Origin of the sequence: Bacteroides sp. 1_1_30 (genome assembly GCF_020982715.1) — a bacterium.
In the GTDB taxonomy this organism is placed as follows: Bacteria; Bacteroidota; Bacteroidia; order Bacteroidales; family Bacteroidaceae; genus Bacteroides; species Bacteroides xylanisolvens.
The window spans coordinates 45,943-66,472 of sequence record NZ_JAJKHN010000017.1 but is presented as its reverse complement, the minus strand read 5'-3'; the positions used below and the strand labels follow the sequence as shown (position 1 = coordinate 66,472).

The following is a 20,530-nucleotide window of genomic DNA, read 5'->3' as shown; positions in this document are numbered from 1 at the left end:
CTACGAAAAAAACACACCAGCCACAAGCCCTGAAAGGGCGGAACTGTATACAATTATGCCCTTTCAGGGCGCAAATTCAGATTGTCGCTTTTACTATATAATTAAGCCCTTTCAGGGCACTCCGTAAAATTATCATTTACCATCTCAAAACAGAAATTAAAACAACTCTTGAAAAATGGATAAATTTGCAATGATAATTTTCGGTGCGTCGGGTGATCTGACCAAGCGTAAGCTGATGCCCGCCCTTTATTCCCTCTACCGTGAAAAGCGGTTGACCGGAGAGTATTCTATATTGGGTATCGGGCGTACGGTCTACTCTGACGATAACTACCGTTCCTATATATTAGAAGAACTGCAACAGTTCGTAAAGTCCGAAGAACAGGACACAGCTCTGATGGCTTCGTTTGTCTCCCATCTCTACTATTTACCGATGGACCCGGCAAAAGAAGAAGGTTACCCGCAACTCCGCCAACGTCTGGTCGACTTGACCGGTGAGGTAGACCCGGACAACCTGCTGTTCTACCTAGCCACTCCGCCGTCACTGTACGGAGTAGTGCCCTTGTACCTGAAAGCTGCGGGACTCAACACCCCCCATTCACGTATCATCGTCGAGAAACCTTTCGGTTATGATCTCGAATCGGCACGTGAACTGAATAAAACGTATGCTTCTGTTTTCAATGAGCATCAAATTTACCGTATCGACCATTTTCTCGGTAAGGAAACAGCCCAGAATGTACTGGCTTTCCGTTTTGCCAACGGTATCTTCGAACCTCTCTGGAACCGTAACTATATCGACTACGTAGAAATCACAGCCGTAGAAAATCTGGGTATCGAACAACGTGGCGGATTCTATGAAACGGCAGGTGCACTGCGCGATATGGTGCAGAATCACCTGATACAGCTCGTAGCCCTTACGGCTATGGAACCGCCCGCTGTTTTCAACGCGGACAATTTCCGCAACGAAGTGGTGAAGGTCTACGAATCTCTCACCCCGTTGAATGAAGTGGATTTGAACGAACATATCGTTCGTGGACAATATACAGCCTCCGGCAATAAAAAAGGCTACCGTGAAGAAAAAGGAGTGGCTCCCGATTCGCGCACGGATACTTATATTGCCATGAAACTGGGCATTAGCAACTGGCGCTGGAGTGGCGTTCCGTTCTACATTCGTACAGGTAAACAAATGCCGACGAAAGTAACGGAAATCGTCGTTCATTTCCGTGAGACACCTCATCAGATGTTTCATTGTGCCGGTGGCAACTGTCCGCGGGCTAATAAATTGATTCTTCGTTTGCAACCGAATGAAGGAATAGTGCTCAAAATCGGAATGAAAGTCCCCGGTGCAGGTTTTGAAGTGCGTCAGGTGACGATGGATTTCAGTTACGCGCAGTTGGGCGGCGTACCCAGTGGCGACGCTTATGCCCGTCTGATAGACGACTGCATCCAGGGTGATCCGACTTTATTTACTCGAAGTGACGCAGTAGAAGCCTCATGGAAATTTTTCGATCCGGTACTCCGTTATTGGAAAGACAACCCCGACGCACCTCTCTACGGTTATCCCGCAGGTACGTGGGGACCTTTGGAAAGCGAAGCGATGATGCATGAACATGGGGCCGACTGGACGAATCCTTGTAAGAATTTGACGAATACAGATCAATATTGTGAATTATGAAACTATCAGTTTTTCCCTCATCTATTGAAACTTCACGAGCATTGATACTCCGCTTGGTGGAAATCATGAATGAAGAGCCGGACAGAGTGTTCAATATCGCAGTCAGCGGTGGCAACACACCTGCTCTGATGTTCGATTTGTGGGCGAATGAATACATGGAAATTACCCCGTGGGATCGTATGCGGATTTATTGGGTGGATGAACGTTGTGTGCCTCCCGATGATTCGGACAGTAATTACGGAATGATGCGCAACCTTCTTTTGGGTTTGACTCCTATTTTGTATGAAAATGTATTCCGTATTCGTGGAGAGGCGAAGCCTGCGAAAGAAGCGGTTCGCTATTCGGAGTTAGTCCGGCAGCAAGTGCCGCAAAAGCGTGGCTGGCCCGAATTTGATATTGTACTGTTGGGGGCCGGAGACGACGGACACACGTCTTCCATCTTTCCCGGACAAGAAGATTTGCTGACTTCAAACTCTATTTATGTAGTCAGCGCCCATCCCCGTAACGGGCAGAAGCGCATCGCAATGACGGGATACCCCATTCAGAATGCCCGCTATGTCATTTTCCTGATTACCGGAAAAAATAAAGTCGACGTAGTAGAAGAAATCTGTAATTCGGGAGACACTGGTCCCGCAGCCTATATAGCTCATCACGCGCAGAATGTAGAGCTATTTGTGGATAAAGCGGCTGCCGCATATATTGACGATAGTAATAAAAAAATGAATTAGAACTGTTTCGTTGACGAAACTAACAGAAAAAAAGAAAAATATGAATCCTTATCAAAATTCATTTGGAGGTAATATCCCGCAGGACGTAGCCGGGAAACAAGGTGAAAATGTCATTTTTATTGTTTATACTCTAAAAGATACTCCCGAAACTCTTGATAAAGTAAAAGATGTATGCGCTAATTTCTCGGGCATGATTCGCAGCATGCGTAATCGTTTCCCCGAACTGATGTTCAGTTGTACGATGGGCTTTGGCGCCGATGCCTGGAGCCGTCTTTTCCCGGAAAAGGGAAAGCCGAAAGAACTGAACACTTTTGAAGAGATCAAAGGCGGAAAGCACACGGCAGTCTCTACTCCGGGCGACATCTTGTTTCATATCCGTGCAAAACAGATGGGGTTGTGTTTTGAGTTTGCTTCCATCATTGACGAGAAGCTCCAGGGCGTAGTTGAACCTGTCGATGAAACTCACGGTTTCAGATATATGGACGGCAAGGCTATTATCGGCTTTGTAGACGGAACAGAGAATCCGGCAGTTGATGAGAATCCTTATCATTTTGCGGTGGTAGGAGAGGAGGATGCTGATTTTGCAGGAGGAAGTTATGTTTTTGTACAGAAGTACATTCACGATATGGTTGCATGGAACGCTCTGCCTGTGGAAGAACAGGAGAAAGTGATCGGTCGTCGTAAGTTTAACGATGTCGAGCTGTCTGACGAGGAGAAACCTCAAAATGCGCATAATGCCGTCACTAATATTGGTGATGACCTGAAAATTGTACGTGCCAACATGCCGTTTGCCAATACGTCTAAGGGAGAATATGGCACATACTTCATCGGTTATGCAAGTACGTTCAGTACGACCCGGCAGATGTTGGAAAGTATGTTCATCGGCAATCCGGTAGGGAATACCGATCGTTTGCTTGACTTCAGCACAGCTGTAACAGGAACGCTTTTCTTTGCTCCTTCCTACGATTTGCTGGGAGAATTGGGCGAATAAAAAAAGAAAAATAAGAATAAAAGATTGGAGGAGGATTACACTTTGGTAATCTCCTCCACTATATATTGATCTTTCACTCTCCTGCAGGTACATACAAAGTATTCCGGATGTTTCAGGGCTCCTTCTAAAGTATCAGGAAGAATCATCTCTTTGGTACGTCTATCCATTGCCACCGTTGCATATAGAATACCCTCTTTTTCGCATCTCTCAATTAATGCATTTTTTAGTTCTTCTACGCTATATTCCATTTGTGTGAGACTTTATCGCTGCAAAGTTATGGAAAATATGTATATTTTGTGCAATAATATTCCTGTAATATATAAAAATAGCTCCCTAGTTCGTCCGCCGACGAGGGAGCTATCAACACAAAAACTAAACTAGACTTAACTAAACTATTCTATTCTTGGAATTTCACAATCCCTTTCTGTTCTTTGCAAAGGTAGATATAAAACGGATTTTGGCAAACTATAATCGACAAAAATCACTTTTTTACCGATAAAATAATGAATAATCAGCTCCTTTCGTCAAGAAAAGTCTGAAAAACTTGCTTGTAACTATCGCTGATAGGAATATATGTCTTGTCAAACACGATACGTCCGCGGTCAATCACACGTATTTTATCTTTCTGTACGATGAAGGAGCGGTGCACACGTATGAAACGACTGGATGGCAAGAGCTCTTCCATGGCTTTCATACTCATCAGTGACAGGATAGGTTTGGGAGCGTCTTCCGTATATATTTTGATGTAATCTTTCAGTCCTTCGATATACATGATTTTCTTCAAGTCCACTTGTACCAGTTTGTAGTCACTTTTCACAAAGATACTGTCTATCTCTTCCGGTTTCTGCACGAGTTCGAACCATTGGAGAGCTTTGTTGGCAGCTTGCAGGAAATCAACGTATGAGATTGGTTTCAGCAGGTAATCGAGTGCGTTGACACGATAACCGTCGATGGCATACTGTCCGAAAGCGGTGGTAAACACAATACGGGTATGCGGATCTACCATCTTCGAGAACTCCAGACCGTTAAGCTCCGGCATCTGAATGTCCAGAAACAGGAGGTCGACCTCTTCGCCCGGCAATTCTTTCATCGCCTGAACCGCACTGGAATACTTTCCTGCAAGTTGCAGGAACGGAGTCTTACTCACATAACTCTCTAACAAGCTAAGAGCTAAAGGCTCATCGTCAACGATTGCACAACGTAACATCATACTATTTTATATCTAAAGTTTTATATCCAAAATCTTGTACTTGACGCTTTATACTAAACATTGGTACTTGACGTTTTATACTGAACGTTTTTCTTTCTACTCTCTAATCTTGATACTCAATCTCGATTCGTATACCTTTTCGTCTTTTGAGACGCCTTTCAACCACGTATAAGCTCCGGGATAAAGTATCTCCAACCGACGGCTGACTTGTTCCAATCCCACGCCCGAGCCACTCTTATCCTCCACTGTCTTAGGATGATTACTATTGCGGATTTCACAAATCACTTCCTTATCATTCTCCAAAATATGAATACTGATGAAACTCGATTCAGTAGGGGAGATGCCATGCTTGAAAGCATTCTCTATCAAAGAGATAAAGATAAGCGGGGCAATGAGCGTCTGACTGTTGGGCTGAATATCGAATTTAGTAATCATCTGCACGTTGGCGGACAGACGGATGCGCATCAGTTCGATATAATTGCGGATAAAATCGACCTCCTTACAGAGAGGAACGTATGTCTGCTGGTTATCATATAACACATAACGAAGCAGTTTGCTCAACTCCTGAACTGCCTGTTGCGCCTTGTCCGAATCAAATGCAATCAGCGCATAGATGTTATTCAGCGTATTCAGCAGAAAGTGAGGGTTCAGTTGGTTTCGCAGGTTCTTCAGTTCCGCTTCCGCACGGTTCCGTTCCGCCTCTTTTCGGGCAGCTTCATTCTGTGTCCATCGGGCACTCATGCGGATAGCGGCACTTAGTCCGATAGTGAATACGAGACTCAACATATCCCTAAGGAAAAACAACCATCCCGGAGGCATCCCCGGTCTTTTTGATTTGGGAGCAAATGATGGATCGAACGTCAGACTTTGCCAGAGATGAAGCAACACACCGATGGCGCATAAAAAGATAATATTGTAGACCACATATCTTTTGGCCTGACTCTGGAAAAGATAGCGCGGCACAAGAATGAAATAATTCACGTAGAACACAATCATGAAAGAGAGTGGTACGGCGAGATGGCGTGTATAAGCCATCCAGTTGATATTCCCGTTCCCACGTTCGACGAAGAAGAACGGGAAATCGAACATAATCCCCCAGCTGATAATGTGTATCAGTACTTCTAGGGGACGACGTGCGGATGTAAAGGTTTGTTTCATAAAGACAAAGATAATTCTTTTATTGGTAATTATCCATTTTATTCGTATCTGATGGCTTCTATCGGATCTAAATCTGCTGCTTTCTTAGCCGGATACCATCCGAAGAAGACTCCTGTAACTGTACATACTGCGAAGGAGAGGAATACGCTCCACGGCTGGATATAGATAGGCCAATGCGCTACGCTCTTGACAATCCAACTGGCTCCGCAGCCGATAATCACTCCGATGATACCTCCCGTGATACTAATCATGATGGCTTCGATGAGGAATTGACTTAGAATGTCGACCCCGCGTGCGCCGACAGACATACGCAGACCGATTTCACGGGTACGCTCCGTAACGGATACATACATGATATTCATAATCCCGATGCCACCCACTACCAGCGAAATACCTGCGATGCAAGCCAGCAGGGTTGTCATCAAATCGGTGGTTGAGTTGAGCATTGTACTCAATTCCTGTTGGGTACGGATGGTGAAGTCATCATCATCCGAAGCCTTCAGTTTATGGTTGCGGCGGAGGATTGTACTGATTTCGTCAGTTGCATAGTCCGTCATATCCTCGGTGAGGGCAGAGGCAAATACTCCCTGTAAATACGTAACGGCAAGCAGACGTTTCATTACGGTGGTATATGGCGCAAGCACTACGGCATCCTGGTCTTGTCCCATAGAGTTGTACCCTTTTGCTTTGAGCACTCCTACTACACGGAAAGGTATTTTGTTGAAACGGATAATCTTACCAACCGGATCACTTCCGTCCGGAAACAGATTGTCGACTATGGTCTTTCCAATCACGCACACTTTGGCCGAGCTCTGTATGTCAGCTTCTGTAAACATATCTCCGTTCTCAACAGTCAGTTGGCGAATATCGAGATATTCTGTTCCGACACCGTTCACCGAAGCCGGATAGTTGTTGTTACCGGCAATAAGCTGTCCCGATGACGAAACATTGGGACTGATGGCAGACAGGAAACTGGTCTCATCGCGCAAGGCCTCGTAATCGGCAAGCTTCAAGGTCTGCATCGCAGACGGGTCCTGCCGGACACCTCCACGCATATCGGCTCCCGGATGAATCATAATCATGTTCGATCCCATCTCGGAAATCTGCTGCTGGATGCTTTTCTTCGAACCTTGTCCGATAGCCAGCATCGTGATGACGGAAGCAACACCGATAATGATCCCGAGCATGGTTAGAAAAGCACGCAGCTTATTGTTCGCTAATGCCCGGAGAGCTATCTTTAATAAATTAGTTCCATTCATGTTTATAAAGTTATGGAGTTATTAATGGAGTTCTGAAGGTATAAGGCTATTATAAGGTTATAAAGTTATGAGACTGTAAAATGTTGGCGTGATGCTCTAAGCATATCATCTTATAACTTCATTGTTCCTTATCACATGAATTGCCTCTTATAACTTCATTACTCCTTATCACATTAATTAATCCTCGTCATTCTTTGGCAATGCAGCCAGCGCTTCGGCGGCAGACAGAATTTTGGGATTGGTCGTATCTTCTATAACCTGACCGTCACGCAGCCGGATATTCCGGCTGCTATATTGCGAAAGTTCGGGATTATGTGTCACAAAGATAATCGTACGTCCCTCTGCATGAAGTTTCTGAAACAGTACGAGTATCTCAAAAGAGGTACGGCTATCGAGGTTTCCGGTCGCTTCGTCGGCAAGAATCACTGCCGGGTTGTTGACCAATGCACGTGCAATGGCCACCCGTTGCATCTGTCCGCCGGACATCTGGTTGGATTTGTGTTCCAGACGATCCCCCAATCCTACGGCCTGTAAAGACTCGATAGCGCGACGACGACGTTCGGAAGCACTGACGGCAGAGTTATACATCAGCGGTAGTTCCACATTTTCCACTGCCGTTGTTTTAGGCAACAGGTTGTAGCTTTGGAACACGAATCCAATCTTCCGGTTTCTTAGTACCGCACGTTGAGGCTTGCTCATCGTACGTACGGGAATATCGTCGAGCAGATACTCTCCGCTTGTCGGGGTGTCCAGGCAGCCTAATATATTAAGCAGTGTGGATTTTCCTGAACCGGAAGTACCCATGATGGTGACAAACTCCCCTTCATTGATATTGAACGAAACGCCCCGCAATGCGTGAACGGTCTCGTCGCCTACCTGAAAGTTACGTTTGATATTTTGTATTTCAATTACTTTTTTCATCGTAAATAATGTGCTAATGCGCCAATTCGTTATTGGCACATTGAATAATTATTTTTTCTTCTTACTTCCCGGAGGGCCCGGCATGAACGGACTTCTTTCTCCGCCATTTTCCATATTTCCTTCAGGTCCCATGTTTTCACCGGGCATTACACCTATAGTAGCTTCTGTTACCACCTTTGTCCCTTCAGGAATACCACTGATAATTTCGGTGGATATGCCGTTGCTGATTCCCACTTCTACCGGATGAGCGGTGAATGTAGTTCCTTCGCGAGTCCAAAGTTTGTGTTCGCCTTCGCAATCTTTCACTATATCATTATTGCCGATTAACGGTTTTTCCGGTGTGAATCGCAAGGCTTTGTTCGGAACAGACAGTACATCTTTTTTATCAAGAATATAGATCGTTACATTAGCCGTCAAACGCGGTTTTAGTTTCAAGTCGGGGTTGGGGGCAGAGATGACTACCTCGTAGGTAACTACGGTGGTAGTGCTGCTCGTGCTGCTCGTACTGCTTGCGTCGCCCAAACGAATCTGTGTAACCACACCTTCGAATACATCATTCGGATAAGCATCTACCGTGAAGCTGGCACGCTGACCTTCCACTACACCGCCTATATCTGCTTCATCCACATCGGCTACTACCTGCATCTGTGTCAGGTCGGCAGCAATGGTGAACAGGGTCGGAGTTTCGAATCCGGAAGCAACGGTTTGTCCTGCTTCTACATCACGGCTGATAACAACTCCGTCAATCGGTGAAGTAATGGTAGCGTAAGACAGGTTACGTTCCGCTTTCGCGAGCGATGCCTTGCTGCTGTCATAGCTGCTTTTCGCTTTCTGATAATTGTAGAGCGCCTGTTCGAAGTCCGTATCACTAATCAATGACTTTTCGTGCAAGCCTTTGCTGCGTTCATAATTTTTCTTCTGATATTCATATTCGGCTTTCGCACCATCGTAAGTTGCCTGCTGTGAGGCCAGTTCACTTTGCAATGTGATGCGGTCCATTTCAGCAATCAGCTGTCCTTTGGTTACTACCGAGTTGTAATCTACGTGAATCTTGTCGATGATACCGGACACCTGCGTACCGACTTCTACTTCCGTCACCGGTTCGATGGTCCCTGTAGCAGTCACCGAATTTGAAATATCGCCTTTACTGACAGTAGCGGTGGCGTACGTCACTTTGTGTTTGGCCGGTGAACCGGCAAAGAGCCATATTCCTGCTCCTACAACCACAACGACTACTACGGCGATTAGAATAATCTTTTTCGTTTTCATTCGTTTATTATGCTTTTACTTATTTATAATGCTGATTTTATACTCTTTATAAAGCTAATTGATCTCCCTGATAGAACTTCAGCAACTGCGTATTCAGTATAGCCATATATTTAGCCTGAAGCTGTTCCTGCTGTGCTTGCAGCAAATTATTCTTTTCAGTAAGGAGTTCTACGGTATTCTTCATTCCCAGATTAAACTGTTCGCTAATCAACTCATAGCTGATTTGTGTACTTTTCAGCTTTTCGTTTGCGGCAGCATAACGCTGTTGCGCGCTGTTGGCATCCAGCCAAAGGCTTTCAATGGTTTTGTACAGTGCCTTTTGTTCGTCAAGCAAGGATAACATGCTCGTTTCGTACTGCAATTTAGCTTTTTGTACGGCACTTTTCGTTTGACGGTTATTGAAGATAGGCACACTGACAGACAGTCCGATAGAGTTGTTCCATCCGTTCTTCACTTGTTCTCCGAAGGTGAAGTCGCTGCCGCTGGTATGGTTGGTTCCGATTCCTGCGCTAAGGCTGATGGTAGGGAAATAGCTCGATTTAGCGATATTGATACCCAGTTCAGAAGCCTCTACATTCAGTTTGCTCGCTTCAATCTCCGGACGAAGGCTCAATGCGCTGATGTACACATCTCTTTTGGTAGGCAGCGGAGCCAGTACATTTTCGTCGGACAGGGCAGGGAGGTAGATGTTCATTTCATTCTCCCCATCCAGTTCGAGCAGTTGTTTCAGTTGCAATTTGTAATCTTCAAGAGTGGCTTGCGCTGTGACAAGTTGGTATCGGTCGGTGCTCACCTGTGCTTCCAGTTGCGCGAGGTCGCTTTTGGCAATACTTCCGGCATTCAGAAGTTCCTGTCCTCGGTCGCGCTGCGCAATGGAAACTTGCAGGGTGTTTTCGTTTACTTTCACAGATTCGGCTGCATAAAGAATCTGGATATATACTTGGGCGATAGACTCCTGAATATTATTTTCGGAAGTCGCCACATCCAGCTCGGCCATCTGATTATTCAACTTTTCCTGTTGGATGGTTTTCAACCGTTTATTACCATTATATAGAGTCCACGAAGCATTCAGTCCATAATTACCGTTGTAGCTCGTTTTGCTGTTGCTACTGATAATCTCGCTACCGCTCACCCGGCTACTTGTCTCCTGATACGGACGATTCACCACCTGATGGCCGGTAGAAAACGAAAGGCTGGGAAACAAGGCAGCTTTAGCTGTCTTCACATCAATCTGCGTGCTGACCGCAGTGATCCGGTTCTTACGAATTGTAATGTTCTGTTCCTTTGCATAGTCGATGCATGACTGCAAGTCCCATTGATCCGGGATTTTCGTTTCTTTCAGCGTATCGACTTGCAGCGGAGAAACCTGGGCAGATATGCCGGACAGCATACCTGCTCCAAGAAATGTCATCACTGTCAATCTTCTTACATTTATCATATTCATACTTCTATTGATTTACTGTTAGCGAAGGTACGTACATATTATATATGCCGCAAAAACGATAGACGGATGACGTTATTTCGCCGTTAAATGATTTTTTTCTGTCGATAGGTAGGTTTTTGAAGAAAAACACGACAAATCTTGCAACTTTTTTGACTACTTGTTTGTTTTAATTATAAAAAATGTATATTTGTACTCATTACAAATTATAACGTCAACATATGAAGAATACACTGCTTACGATCTGGAACTTCTATTTGGAGGGTTTCCGTAGTATGACCTTAGGACGTACCCTATGGGTTATTATTTTGCTGAAATTATTCGTCATGTTCTTCATCCTCAAAATGTTCTTTTTCCCTGATTTCCTCGGCGACCACCCAACGGATGCCGACAAAGGTACATACGTGGGAAATGAACTGATAGAACGTGCCATCCCCGATAAATCTACTGATTTTTAACTCTTAAACTACATAGGATTATGATTGAAAGTATTGACACCTCGCTGATCGATTGGTCGAGAGCCCAATTTGCGATGACAGCCATGTACCACTGGATTTTTGTTCCCCTCACACTCGGACTGGCAGTGGTGATGGGAATCATGGAGACGCTGTATTATAAAACAGGCAACGAATTTTGGAAAAAGACTGCCCAGTTTTGGATGAAACTTTTCGGTATTAACTTTGCCATCGGTGTGGCAACGGGTTTGATTCTGGAGTTTGAATTCGGTACGAACTGGAGCAATTATTCGTGGTTTGTAGGGGATATCTTCGGTGCTCCGTTGGCTATTGAAGGTATTCTGGCATTCTTTATGGAAGCTACGTTTATCGCGGTTATGTTCTTCGGATGGGGAAAAGTAAGTAAACGTTTCCACTTGGCTTCCACCTGGCTGACGGGATTGGGAGCTACGATTTCTGCCTGGTGGATTCTCGTTGCCAACGCATGGATGCAGCATCCGGTAGGCATGGAATTCAATCCTGACACTGTCCGTAATGAGATGGTCGATTTTTGGGCGGTGGCTACCTCGCCTGTAGCAGTCAATAAGTTCTTTCACACGGTATTGTCCGGCTGGGTGTTGGGTGCTATTTTTGTAGTCGGTATCAGTTGTTGGTACTTGTTGAAGAAACGTAATCGTGAGTTTGCACTGGCCAGCATCAAGATTGGTGCAATCTTCGGATTGGTAGCATCGTTGCTTTCTGTTTGGACGGGTGACGGTTCCGGTTATCAGATTGCCCAGACACAACCGATGAAACTGGCTGCTGTGGAAGGTCTGTATGAAGGCGGAACGAATGTCGGTCTGGTCGGAATAGGAGTATTGAACCCTGAAAAGAAGACTTACAACGATGGAAAAGATCCTTTCCTCTTCCGTTTTGAAATCCCAAGTATGCTTTCTTTCCTTGCCGAGCGTAATGTGGACGGTTACGTTCCGGGCATTACGAATATCATCGAAGGTGGGTATCAGTTGAAAGACGGATCGAAGGCTCTCTCTGCTGCCGAGAAGATAGAACGTGGTAAAACGGCTATCGGCGCATTAGCTGCCTATCGTGCTGCAAAGAGTGCCGGACACGAGGAAGATGCGAAGATTGCATATAATGTATTGCAGGAAAATATTCCCTATTTTGGCTACGGATATATCAAAGACGTGAACCAACTGGTTCCGAATGTTCCTCTCAACTTCTACGCATTCCGTATAATGGTAATCTTGGGCGGATATTTCATCCTGTTCTTTATAGTCGTTCTTTTCTTTATCTATAAAAAGGATTTGAGTAAGATGCGCTGGATGCACTGGATTGCTCTGCTGACAATTCCTTTGGGTTACATCGCCGGACAAGCCGGATGGGTGGTTGCCGAATGTGGTCGTCAGCCGTGGGCTATCCGCGATATGTTGCCTACGATGGCTGCTATCTCCAAACTGGATGTAAGCTCCGTGCAAACTACGTTCTTTATCTTCCTGCTCCTGTTTACAGTGATGCTGATTGCAGGTGTCGGAATTATGGTGAAAGCTATCAAGAAAGGACCGGACGCATAATACTTAATACTTATTACTTAATACTTGAAACTTATGTATATATTTTTGCAGCAATATTGGTGGCTTGTCGTTTCCTTGCTGGGAGCCATACTCGTGTTCTTATTGTTTGTGCAGGGAGGTAATTCATTATTGTTCTGTCTGGGTAAAACCGAAGAGCATCGTAAGATGATGGTGAATTCTACCGGGCGTAAGTGGGAGTTTACGTTTACTACGTTGGTGACGTTTGGAGGAGCTTTCTTTGCTTCTTTCCCGTTGTTCTACAGTACCAGTTTCGGTGGTGCTTATTGGCTTTGGATGATTATACTTTTCAGTTTTGTATTGCAGGCTGTCAGTTATGAGTTTCAGAGTAAGGCAGGAAATCTGTTAGGTAAAAAGACATATCAGACTTTCTTGGTGATTAATGGGGTAGTGGGTCCTGTGTTACTTGGCGGGGCGGTGGCTACTTTCTTCACCGGTTCTGATTTCTATATTAATAAGGCCAATATGACAGACACTATTATGCCGGTAATCAGTCATTGGGGAAATGGCTGGCACGGGTTGGATGCGTTGACGAATATCTGGAATGTAATTCTCGGATTGGCTGTCTTCTTCCTTGCTCGTGTATTGGGAGCACTCTATTTCATTAATAATATTGATGACAAAGAACTGACCGACAAATGTCGTCGTGCAGTACGCAATAACACAGTCTTGTTCCTTGTATTCTTTTTGTCGTTTGTCATTCGTACACTGGTGTCCGAAGGCTTTGCCGTTAACCCGGAAACACAGGAGATTTATATGCAGCCATACAAGTATCTCACAAACTTTATCGAAATGCCGGTAGTGCTGGTTTTATTCCTGATTGGGGTGGTACTGGTTCTTTTCGGTATCGGAAAGACATTGCTTAAAAAGACTTTTGATAAAGGTATCTGGTTTGTAGGAATCGGTACGGTACTGACTGTTTTGTCTTTGCTACTGGTAGCAGGGTACAACAACACTGCCTATTATCCGTCATATACCGACCTGCAAAGCTCATTGACATTAGCCAATAGCTGCTCCAGTGAATTTACACTGAAGACAATGGCTTATGTTTCTATTCTTGTTCCGTTCGTGATTGCTTATATTTTCTACGCTTGGCGTAGTATCGACCGACATAAGATTACCGAGAAAGAAATGGATGAAGGAGGACACTCATACTAATATATTATTTGTATATTAGTCTTGTGTCTGTGTACTAATAACTTTGTCCATACACTCATACATTGTCCATATAGAATTTCGAAATAGAGATTCTAGTCGGAATAAATAAACTCCCCTTATTTAACATCACTCTAAGTCATGGTAGAGAGATAAAATAAGGGGAGCTTTTTATATATTTTATACTTAACGTGTGTGCCTAAACACTTCGGGCATTATGACACCCTCGTTATGAATTACACTAATGCTAATTATTTATTGACTACATTCTCCGGTTTGCCAGAAATGTAAGCCTGAAGATTGCTGATTGCAATATTCATCAGACGTTCGCGAGCCTCTATGGTTGCCCAGGCAATGTGCGGAGTGATGTAGCAGTTCTTTGCTGTCAGCAATGGATTATCGGCACAAGGCGGTTCGGTAGAAAGCACGTCTACGCCGGCTGCATAAATCTTACCGCTGTTCAAAGCATCTGCAAGATCTTGTTCGTTGATAAGCGGTCCGCGACCGGTATTGATTAAGATGGCTGTCGGCTTCATCATGGCAAGACGGCGTGCATTCACCATTTCGCGTGTATCCGGTGTAAGCGGGCAGTGCAAACTGATAATATCGCATTCGCTGAACAATTGATCCAAATCCATCTTCTTGATTTCCGGTGGCAATTGGAAGTGAGATTTAGAAGTCAATGCGTACACTTGCATACCGAAACCGATAGCAACACGCGCTGTGGTATATCCGGTGTTTCCCAGTCCTACCAGACCGATTTTCTTCTCGCGCAGTTCCATCAACGGAGTGTCCCAAAAACAGAAATCCTTGTTGTTTGTCCAACGGCCTTTGTGCACTTCTTCGGAGTGGTGTTGCACTTGTTGAGTGATGTTCAGGATATGCGAAAATACCATTTGAGCAACGGAAGCGGTGCTGTATGAAGGAATATTAGTAACGATGATTCCCCGTTCTTTGGCAGCAGCTGTGTCTACCACGTTGTATCCGGTGGCCAATACACCGATATATTTCAGTTCGGGCAGTGCAGCCATGTGGTCTGCATTGATGATTACCTTGTTAGTCAGAATTGCTTCTGCACCGGCTGCACGTTCTAATACCTCTTCCGGAGCTGTACGATCATAAATTGTACATTCTCCAAGAACTTTCATACCTTCCCAGGATAAATCTCCGGGATTGGCGGCATAGCCGTCTAAAACTACAATCTTCATTTCAATTTCAATATTAATAATAAGTTATACGTGTTTTCTTAACAACATATTGATATTATAGGCACGGATTATACGGATTTCACGTTTTCTAAAAAATAAAGCATCTGCGTAATCCGTGTCTGAAAAATATCATTTTTTGAATTTGTCTCCCCACAACTGTATCATCCGTTCGGCATGCTTCTGCTCTGCCGGATTGTTTTGCGGTTGCCATATCCGTTTGTCTTTCAGTTCGTCCGGGAGGAATTGCTGTTTGACAAAGTTACCTTCATAGCTGTGTGCATATTTATATTCCTGTCCGTAGCCCAGTTGCTTCATCAGTTTGGTCGGAGCATTGCGCAGATGCAAGGGGACAGGCAGATTGCCGGTTGAACGGACTAACTCCAGTGCGTCATTGATTGCGCTGTATGCCGAATTACTCTTCGGACTGGTAGCCAGATAAATCGTTGTTTCAGCTAAAGGAATCCGTCCTTCGGGCCAGCCGATTTTCATCAATGTTTCAAAGCAGGCGTTAGCGAGAAGCAGTGCGTTCGGGTTTGCCAAACCAATGTCCTCGGCAGCCGAAATCACCAGTCGGCGGGCAATGAAAGCAGGATCTTCGCCTCCTTCCACCATACGGGCCAGCCAGTAGATCGCTCCATCGGGATCACTGCCACGAATAGACTTGATGAAAGCGGAGATAATGTCATAATGCATCTCTCCATCCTTGTCGTATGCCAGCGGATTTTGTTGCAACCGTTCGGTCACCATTTCATCGGTGATGACAACAGTCTCTTCCGTTTCCGATTGCACAACGAGTTCCAATATATTAAGCAGCTTGCGGGCGTCTCCACCGGAGAAGCGCAATATGGCCGTTGTTTCTTTCAATTCAATTTTGCGTTCTTTCAATACGGCATCCGTGGTGATGGCACGTTGCAGAAGTTCCAATAAATCTTCTTTCTCCAAAGATTTGAGCACATAAAGCTGGCAGCGGGACAGGAGAGGGCGGATGACCTCAAACGACGGATTCTCCGTTGTTGCGCCAATCAGCGTGACTGTTCCGTTCTCTACCGCTCCCAACAGAGAATCCTGCTGCGACTTGCTGAACCGATGGATTTCATCGATAAACAGAATCGGGCTGGACTGTGAAAAGAAGCGGTTGCTCTTGGCACGTTCTATTACTTCGCGCACATCCTTCACACCGGAAGTCACGGCACTTAACGTATAGAAAGGTGTTTCCAGTTTGTTGGCAATGATTTGCGCAAGGGTTGTTTTGCCCACTCCGGGAGGTCCCCAGAGAATAAATGAAGAGATGCGTCCTGCGTCAATCATTTTCCGCAAGATAGCCCCCGGTCCAACTAAATGTTTCTGACCGATATAATCATCCAAAGTCTTTGGCCGTAACCGTTCTGCTAGTGGTTGCATAATTTTTTAGAATACCATTAATACCATGAAGCGGATACCGTTTTTGTTGATACCCGGATTATCACGATAAGTGAAACGATGTACATACTCAACGTGCAGCAACTTGAAAATGTTGTAGATACCTACACTTGCTTCGACATACGGCACTTTCGGGTCCATCACGAAACTGGTGAATTTACCGTCGCGTGTCGGGAAACGGAACAAATCGGGATTGTTGCTCTTGAACGGATTGTTCTTGTCCGTCAATGTTCCCCACAAAGCACGTACACGGAACATTTCCCTCCATTTCAGGTTCTTGATAAGAGGAATACGGTTGAAGAGTTTTCCATTCATGTCGTAGGATAATGACATGGAAGCGTAACGGTCGTTCAGGAATTCCATGTTATTAATCAAGTTGAACGTTTCGCGCTGGGTGATGTAGGACAAGTTGGCTTCCGGCAGGATTAACAACGGGAAAGGAACCGTGTTCCATTCTGCACCTGCTTTCACGCTGCAATCAATCTTTCCCCAGGAAGCCGGGAGCCAGAAACGTTTCCACACACTTGCTTCCGTACGGTTAAAGTTGTAATCCCCACCCAATACTCCTTTGAAACCCATAGCATGAGTGAGCGTAAAAATAGGAGCGTCCAGCGACACAGGCACGCGGCGTTGCTTGGAGTTGACAAATGATTCGCCCGGCGCATAGCGCAGCGTCAGACTTGCTTCGGAAGTTGTGACATCGTGCACACGGGTTTGTGCGGCATCATTGCGCAGGTATTCCAGTTTGCCGGTAGGCTCGTCGTTACGGTGGCGCAACATGGCTTTCACTCCGAATCCGGTCAGCGTTTCGAGTTCATAATTAATGGTGGCGTCGCGCATATACGACATTTGGTCTACTGTCGTTGTCTTGACTGACAAGAAGATATTATCTTTATCCGTAAACAGGAATTTGTCCATCGGAGACATTACGTCATAACTGTACGTTGCCGAAAGATAATGTTTCGGGAATTCCCAAACCACATAATCGCGTTTGTTGAACGAATAAGTCACCGTTCCGCTATATTTCCAGCGTTCGTCTTTCAGACCGTACGCTCCGTATCCGCTCAAGAACCAGTGCTTGTCGAAATGAGCCGTAGTCATACCGCTCAACCGGAAACGGGTACCGTCAATGTAATTGCTCGAAATCATGGTGTTGATAGGGCCGATGTCCACTTTGCTCGGATGCTCTTTGCTTCCTGTCTCTACAAAGTTCTCAATCAGTGCTTTCGCTCCGAAGATGATGTATTTGAATCCCGGAATCTGTTCGAGACGGTTGACGAATACGTCCATCGAACTTTCTTTCTTTGTCAATGGTACTTGACGGACACTCGCCCAGTACTCATCGCTTTTCGAGAGCATATCCGCTTCTTTTATTACGCTGCCTTTCAACCGGAACAGTCGTTGTTCAATAGGATCGAATTTATAATTACTATATTTCGTGGTTCGTTCCACCTGCAATCCACCTGCTGTTTTGTTGGAATTCCAGGAAAGGTCTACGGTCATGTCATCATCCGCCAACACCCAGTTGCCGTTGGGCAGTTGCTCATACTGTTGCGTGATGTCCATGCGGTTGACAAAGTTGACTCCGGTCTTTTTAGGCAGGTTCATTGTACATTTCTGAACGGCGTATGTAGAATCATTCAATACATACAGATGTCCGGTGAATCCGAAGTCTTGCGAGTTTTGCGGAACAAAAGTGAGGTGGACACATTCGCGTTTGTTTACCATCAATGTGTCCATCAGATAATATTTATAAAATGAGATGGCATTGTTACCGATCGGACTGACGAAACGCTGCTGAAGCAACCGGATATCATCATCGTAGATATTGATGTCGGCAAATACGTCTTTCAGTACGGTGCCAAGCATATCTCCCGTAGAGAAAAATTCTTCTATACCATTGGAGTTCTTTCCTTTGATAATCGTTTTCTTGTTTTCGGGATTTTTGCGGTAGATGGTTTGCGAGGACGTTTCTTGTACGGAAATAGGGAGAATCAACTTATTGGTTGTTTCCGACACTTCCACTTGGTCTCTTAAGAATGAATATTTTTTGTAGATACCTTTTTCGAGCTTTTCCGGTGTGAGGTCGTTGATAGACATTTTCATCTTCTCGTACTTGTCGTACTGATAGTACTCGTTCACTTCGAGGACTTGTGCCTTTTTGTGTTCGATTACCTTCTTCATGAATTCCACTGCCGGATTGTTTTTGCGGGAATATTTCTCCTTTTGAGGTTTCACGACAACCTCGTTCAGGAGCACATTATCCGGAGCTAACTTAACGTTCACTGTCTGATTGTTGGAACCAACCCGAACCGTTTTACTGATATAACCTACAGCGGAGAATACCAGTGTTCCTCCGTTTCTGCGGGCTTCAAGACTGTATTCTCCGTTAATATTGGTGATGGTACCCATATCTCTCTTTTCCTGGTAGTAAACAGAGATATACATCAATGGCTCGTGGGTAACCGAATCAGTGACTACCCCTTTAATTTGCTGCGCAAAAGCATTGGAAGCTACCAATACGAGTAAGAACAGTATAAGTATTTTGTTATATCGTTGTATCATAACGTTTGTAGTAGGGCTGCAAAGTTAACAAATAACTCTAAGGATAACAGAATATATAACTTTTTTTACCCATCGTTTTTTGTTGTTTACAAGCATATATCGTACGATAATTCAAAGAACATCCCGCTGTTAATCCTTTTGATAAGACCGTTTCCGCATTTCGTTCTCCCGGTTTCGGTATTTGAAACCTTTGCTCCCGTTGTAGGACACTTTTTGTTTCGACCCTTGAAACTTTTTGTTTCCCGGCATGAAACTGTTGGTTTCTCGGTGTGAAACACTTTGTTTCCCGGTGTGAAACTATTAGTTTCAAGGCGTGAAACTAACAGTCCCATGCCGGGAAACGGAATGGAACATGCCGGGTAAATGTTATTTGCTCGTAAGTATCTGTACAATACGCTCTGCGGTACGTCCGTCCCAACGTTCGGGAAGTTCGCCACGTTTCCATTCACCGTGCATCAGTGTATCCATGGTTTTGGCAAGCAGGGCAGGATCTTCTCCGACAAGTTCGTTGGTTCCCATGCGCCACGTTTCCGGATGTTCGGCATACGTGTTGAGCGTGATACAAGGAATACCCAGGAAGGTCGCTTCTTCGGCTACGTTTCCTGAATCTGTTATGATTCCTTTCGCCTTGTTTATCAGATAACCGAAGAACAGGTAGTTTTGCGGCGGCATGATATGGAGATTCGGAGCTTCGATGTCCAACTCTTTAATGGCATTACGTACGTAGGTATGTAGCGGTGCAACGATAGGCATACCGGCGGACTTGTCGATGATTGTTTTCATCAACTGACGCAGATTCTCCTTATTGCCGAGTAATACACGACGGTTGAGAGTAAATAGGAGATAATTTCCTTCTTGCAGTCCCAGGACGGAGAACCATATCGGTTTGAGCAAGCGGTTCCGGTTATAGCGGATGGCATCAATCAGAATGTTGCCTACATAATATACGTTTTCGCTTTCCGTTCCCGTCTGGTTCAGGTTGCGGTTGGCAACCATGCCGGCTGTGAACAGATAGTCGGATAGTCCGTCTGTAATCATACGGTTGACTTCTTTCGGCATTTTCATATCGAAAGAACGGGTTCCGGCTACGAGATGTGCTACCTTGATACCTTGTTTCTTGGCAACGATGGCACAACTCATGGTTGCGGTCAAGTCGTCTACCACAAGGACTACGTGTGCCGGATTCTCCGTCAGTTCTTGTTCAAAGGCTACCATGATTCCGGCTGTCAAACTCGTTGGATTACTGCTTTCCACTCCCAGATATACATCAGGAGCTTTCATGTCGAGATCCGAAAAGAGAGAAGCATCCAGACTCGTATCGTCTTTCCTCCCGGTATAAACCAGTCGGTAAGAGATACTTTTACCCAGCGCCCGTGCGGCTTCAATAGCGCGTGTAATGGGGGCTATCTTCATAAAATTGGGGCGTGCCCCCGCAACAATTGTTATTTTCATATTGTTTCTACCTAATTCGGTTTAATTCGTGAAGCAAA

17 protein-coding genes are annotated in these 20,530 nt (G+C 45.0%); 6 read left to right on the top strand and 11 right to left on the bottom strand.

What is annotated here, in order from left to right:
• Window positions 1-175: 175 nt before the first annotated feature.
• The 3 genes from zwf to LPH68_RS06755 are packed head-to-tail and all read left to right on the top strand — an operon-like array spanning window position 176 to window position 3,391.
• A complete protein-coding gene (gene zwf, locus LPH68_RS06765; protein ID WP_004314090.1) occupies window positions 176-1,672 on the top strand; it encodes a glucose-6-phosphate dehydrogenase in 1,497 nt (498 codons plus the stop codon).
• Window positions 1,669-2,400: a 6-phosphogluconolactonase gene (gene pgl / locus LPH68_RS06760; RefSeq protein ID WP_008643902.1), complete on the top strand. Its 732-nt coding sequence runs from the start codon at window positions 1,669-1,671 to the stop codon at window positions 2,398-2,400. Before zwf ends, pgl begins: the two co-directional genes overlap by 4 nt.
• 40 nt (window positions 2,401-2,440) lie before the next feature.
• Window positions 2,441-3,391 carry a Dyp-type peroxidase gene (locus LPH68_RS06755; RefSeq protein WP_008022078.1) on the top strand — a complete coding sequence of 317 codons (951 nt, stop codon included), beginning with the start codon at window positions 2,441-2,443 and terminating at the stop codon, window positions 3,389-3,391.
• Between the two features lie 35 nt (window positions 3,392-3,426).
• Here LPH68_RS06755 and LPH68_RS06750 read toward each other — a convergent pair whose 3' ends face one another.
• From LPH68_RS06750 to LPH68_RS06720, 7 genes are all read right to left on the bottom strand, one after another.
• Window positions 3,427-3,639, bottom strand: a complete 213-nt coding sequence (locus LPH68_RS06750) for a hypothetical protein (RefSeq protein ID WP_004314093.1) — start codon at window positions 3,637-3,639, stop codon at window positions 3,427-3,429.
• Between the two features lie 263 nt (window positions 3,640-3,902).
• Window positions 3,903-4,601, bottom strand: a complete 699-nt coding sequence (locus LPH68_RS06745; protein ID WP_008775895.1) for a LytTR family DNA-binding domain-containing protein — start codon at window positions 4,599-4,601, stop codon at window positions 3,903-3,905.
• Between the two features lie 96 nt (window positions 4,602-4,697).
• Entirely contained in the window at window positions 4,698-5,759 is a 1,062-nt protein-coding gene (locus LPH68_RS06740; protein ID WP_230296886.1) for a sensor histidine kinase, read from the bottom strand.
• A gap of 38 nt (window positions 5,760-5,797) precedes the next feature.
• Complete coding sequence (locus tag LPH68_RS06735) at window positions 5,798-7,018, bottom strand: ABC transporter permease (RefSeq protein WP_087318344.1); 1,221 nt, start codon at window positions 7,016-7,018, stop codon at window positions 5,798-5,800.
• A gap of 177 nt (window positions 7,019-7,195) precedes the next feature.
• Window positions 7,196-7,939 (bottom strand): ABC transporter ATP-binding protein, encoded by a 744-nt coding sequence (locus tag LPH68_RS06730; RefSeq protein ID WP_004300330.1) that lies wholly within the window; start codon window positions 7,937-7,939, stop codon window positions 7,196-7,198.
• Window positions 7,940-7,987: 48 nt separating this feature from the next.
• Window positions 7,988-9,208, bottom strand: coding sequence for an efflux RND transporter periplasmic adaptor subunit (locus tag LPH68_RS06725; protein ID WP_074708216.1), 1,221 nt, complete (start codon window positions 9,206-9,208; stop codon window positions 7,988-7,990).
• A gap of 46 nt (window positions 9,209-9,254) precedes the next feature.
• Complete coding sequence (locus LPH68_RS06720) at window positions 9,255-10,652, bottom strand: TolC family protein (protein WP_009039447.1); 1,398 nt, start codon at window positions 10,650-10,652, stop codon at window positions 9,255-9,257.
• 218 nt (window positions 10,653-10,870) lie between these two features.
• Here LPH68_RS06720 and LPH68_RS06715 point away from each other — a divergent pair, with 218 nt between their 5' ends.
• The 3 genes from LPH68_RS06715 to cydB are packed head-to-tail and all read left to right on the top strand — an operon-like array spanning window position 10,871 to window position 13,851.
• Window positions 10,871-11,107: a DUF4492 domain-containing protein gene (locus LPH68_RS06715; RefSeq protein WP_004313359.1), complete on the top strand. Its 237-nt coding sequence runs from the start codon at window positions 10,871-10,873 to the stop codon at window positions 11,105-11,107.
• Between the two features lie 20 nt (window positions 11,108-11,127).
• Window positions 11,128-12,675 carry a cytochrome ubiquinol oxidase subunit I gene (locus LPH68_RS06710; RefSeq protein WP_004313358.1) on the top strand — a complete coding sequence of 516 codons (1,548 nt, stop codon included), beginning with the start codon at window positions 11,128-11,130 and terminating at the stop codon, window positions 12,673-12,675.
• 33 nt (window positions 12,676-12,708) lie between these two features.
• Window positions 12,709-13,851: a cytochrome d ubiquinol oxidase subunit II gene (gene cydB / locus LPH68_RS06705; RefSeq protein WP_008022090.1), complete on the top strand. Its 1,143-nt coding sequence runs from the start codon at window positions 12,709-12,711 to the stop codon at window positions 13,849-13,851.
• A 248-nt stretch (window positions 13,852-14,099) separates the two neighbouring features.
• Here cydB and LPH68_RS06700 read toward each other — a convergent pair whose 3' ends face one another.
• The 4 genes from LPH68_RS06700 to wecB form a co-directional block, all read right to left on the bottom strand.
• Window positions 14,100-15,056 (bottom strand): D-2-hydroxyacid dehydrogenase, encoded by a 957-nt coding sequence (locus LPH68_RS06700; RefSeq protein WP_008022092.1) that lies wholly within the window; start codon window positions 15,054-15,056, stop codon window positions 14,100-14,102.
• A 129-nt stretch (window positions 15,057-15,185) separates the two neighbouring features.
• Window positions 15,186-16,457: a replication-associated recombination protein A gene (locus LPH68_RS06695; protein ID WP_008022094.1), complete on the bottom strand. Its 1,272-nt coding sequence runs from the start codon at window positions 16,455-16,457 to the stop codon at window positions 15,186-15,188.
• A gap of 6 nt (window positions 16,458-16,463) precedes the next feature.
• Entirely contained in the window at window positions 16,464-19,040 is a 2,577-nt protein-coding gene (locus LPH68_RS06690) for a DUF5686 and carboxypeptidase-like regulatory domain-containing protein (protein WP_049702954.1), read from the bottom strand.
• A 366-nt stretch (window positions 19,041-19,406) separates the two neighbouring features.
• Complete coding sequence (gene wecB, locus LPH68_RS06685; protein ID WP_004311581.1) at window positions 19,407-20,492, bottom strand: non-hydrolyzing UDP-N-acetylglucosamine 2-epimerase; 1,086 nt, start codon at window positions 20,490-20,492, stop codon at window positions 19,407-19,409.
• Window positions 20,493-20,530 lie beyond the last annotated feature (38 nt).

What these genes read in the sequence shown, in the direction of transcription:
- zwf (WP_004314090.1), top strand. Translation starts at nt 176, where the DNA reads ATGGATAAATTTGCAATGATAATTTTCGGTGCGTCGGGTGATCTGACC.
- pgl (WP_008643902.1), top strand. Translation starts at nt 1,669, where the DNA reads ATGAAACTATCAGTTTTTCCCTCATCTATTGAAACTTCACGAGCATTG.
- LPH68_RS06755 (WP_008022078.1), top strand. Translation starts at nt 2,441, where the DNA reads ATGAATCCTTATCAAAATTCATTTGGAGGTAATATCCCGCAGGACGTA.
- LPH68_RS06750 (WP_004314093.1), bottom strand. Translation starts at nt 3,639, where the DNA reads ATGGAATATAGCGTAGAAGAACTAAAAAATGCATTAATTGAGAGATGC.
- LPH68_RS06745 (WP_008775895.1), bottom strand. Translation starts at nt 4,601, where the DNA reads ATGATGTTACGTTGTGCAATCGTTGACGATGAGCCTTTAGCTCTTAGC.
- LPH68_RS06740 (WP_230296886.1), bottom strand. Translation starts at nt 5,759, where the DNA reads ATGAAACAAACCTTTACATCCGCACGTCGTCCCCTAGAAGTACTGATA.
- LPH68_RS06735 (WP_087318344.1), bottom strand. Translation starts at nt 7,018, where the DNA reads ATGAATGGAACTAATTTATTAAAGATAGCTCTCCGGGCATTAGCGAAC.
- LPH68_RS06730 (WP_004300330.1), bottom strand. Translation starts at nt 7,939, where the DNA reads ATGAAAAAAGTAATTGAAATACAAAATATCAAACGTAACTTTCAGGTA.
- LPH68_RS06725 (WP_074708216.1), bottom strand. Translation starts at nt 9,208, where the DNA reads ATGAAAACGAAAAAGATTATTCTAATCGCCGTAGTAGTCGTTGTGGTT.
- LPH68_RS06720 (WP_009039447.1), bottom strand. Translation starts at nt 10,652, where the DNA reads ATGAATATGATAAATGTAAGAAGATTGACAGTGATGACATTTCTTGGA.
- LPH68_RS06715 (WP_004313359.1), top strand. Translation starts at nt 10,871, where the DNA reads ATGAAGAATACACTGCTTACGATCTGGAACTTCTATTTGGAGGGTTTC.
- LPH68_RS06710 (WP_004313358.1), top strand. Translation starts at nt 11,128, where the DNA reads ATGATTGAAAGTATTGACACCTCGCTGATCGATTGGTCGAGAGCCCAA.
- cydB (WP_008022090.1), top strand. Translation starts at nt 12,709, where the DNA reads ATGTATATATTTTTGCAGCAATATTGGTGGCTTGTCGTTTCCTTGCTG.
- LPH68_RS06700 (WP_008022092.1), bottom strand. Translation starts at nt 15,056, where the DNA reads ATGAAGATTGTAGTTTTAGACGGCTATGCCGCCAATCCCGGAGATTTA.
- LPH68_RS06695 (WP_008022094.1), bottom strand. Translation starts at nt 16,457, where the DNA reads ATGCAACCACTAGCAGAACGGTTACGGCCAAAGACTTTGGATGATTAT.
- LPH68_RS06690 (WP_049702954.1), bottom strand. Translation starts at nt 19,040, where the DNA reads ATGATACAACGATATAACAAAATACTTATACTGTTCTTACTCGTATTG.
- wecB (WP_004311581.1), bottom strand. Translation starts at nt 20,492, where the DNA reads ATGAAAATAACAATTGTTGCGGGGGCACGCCCCAATTTTATGAAGATA.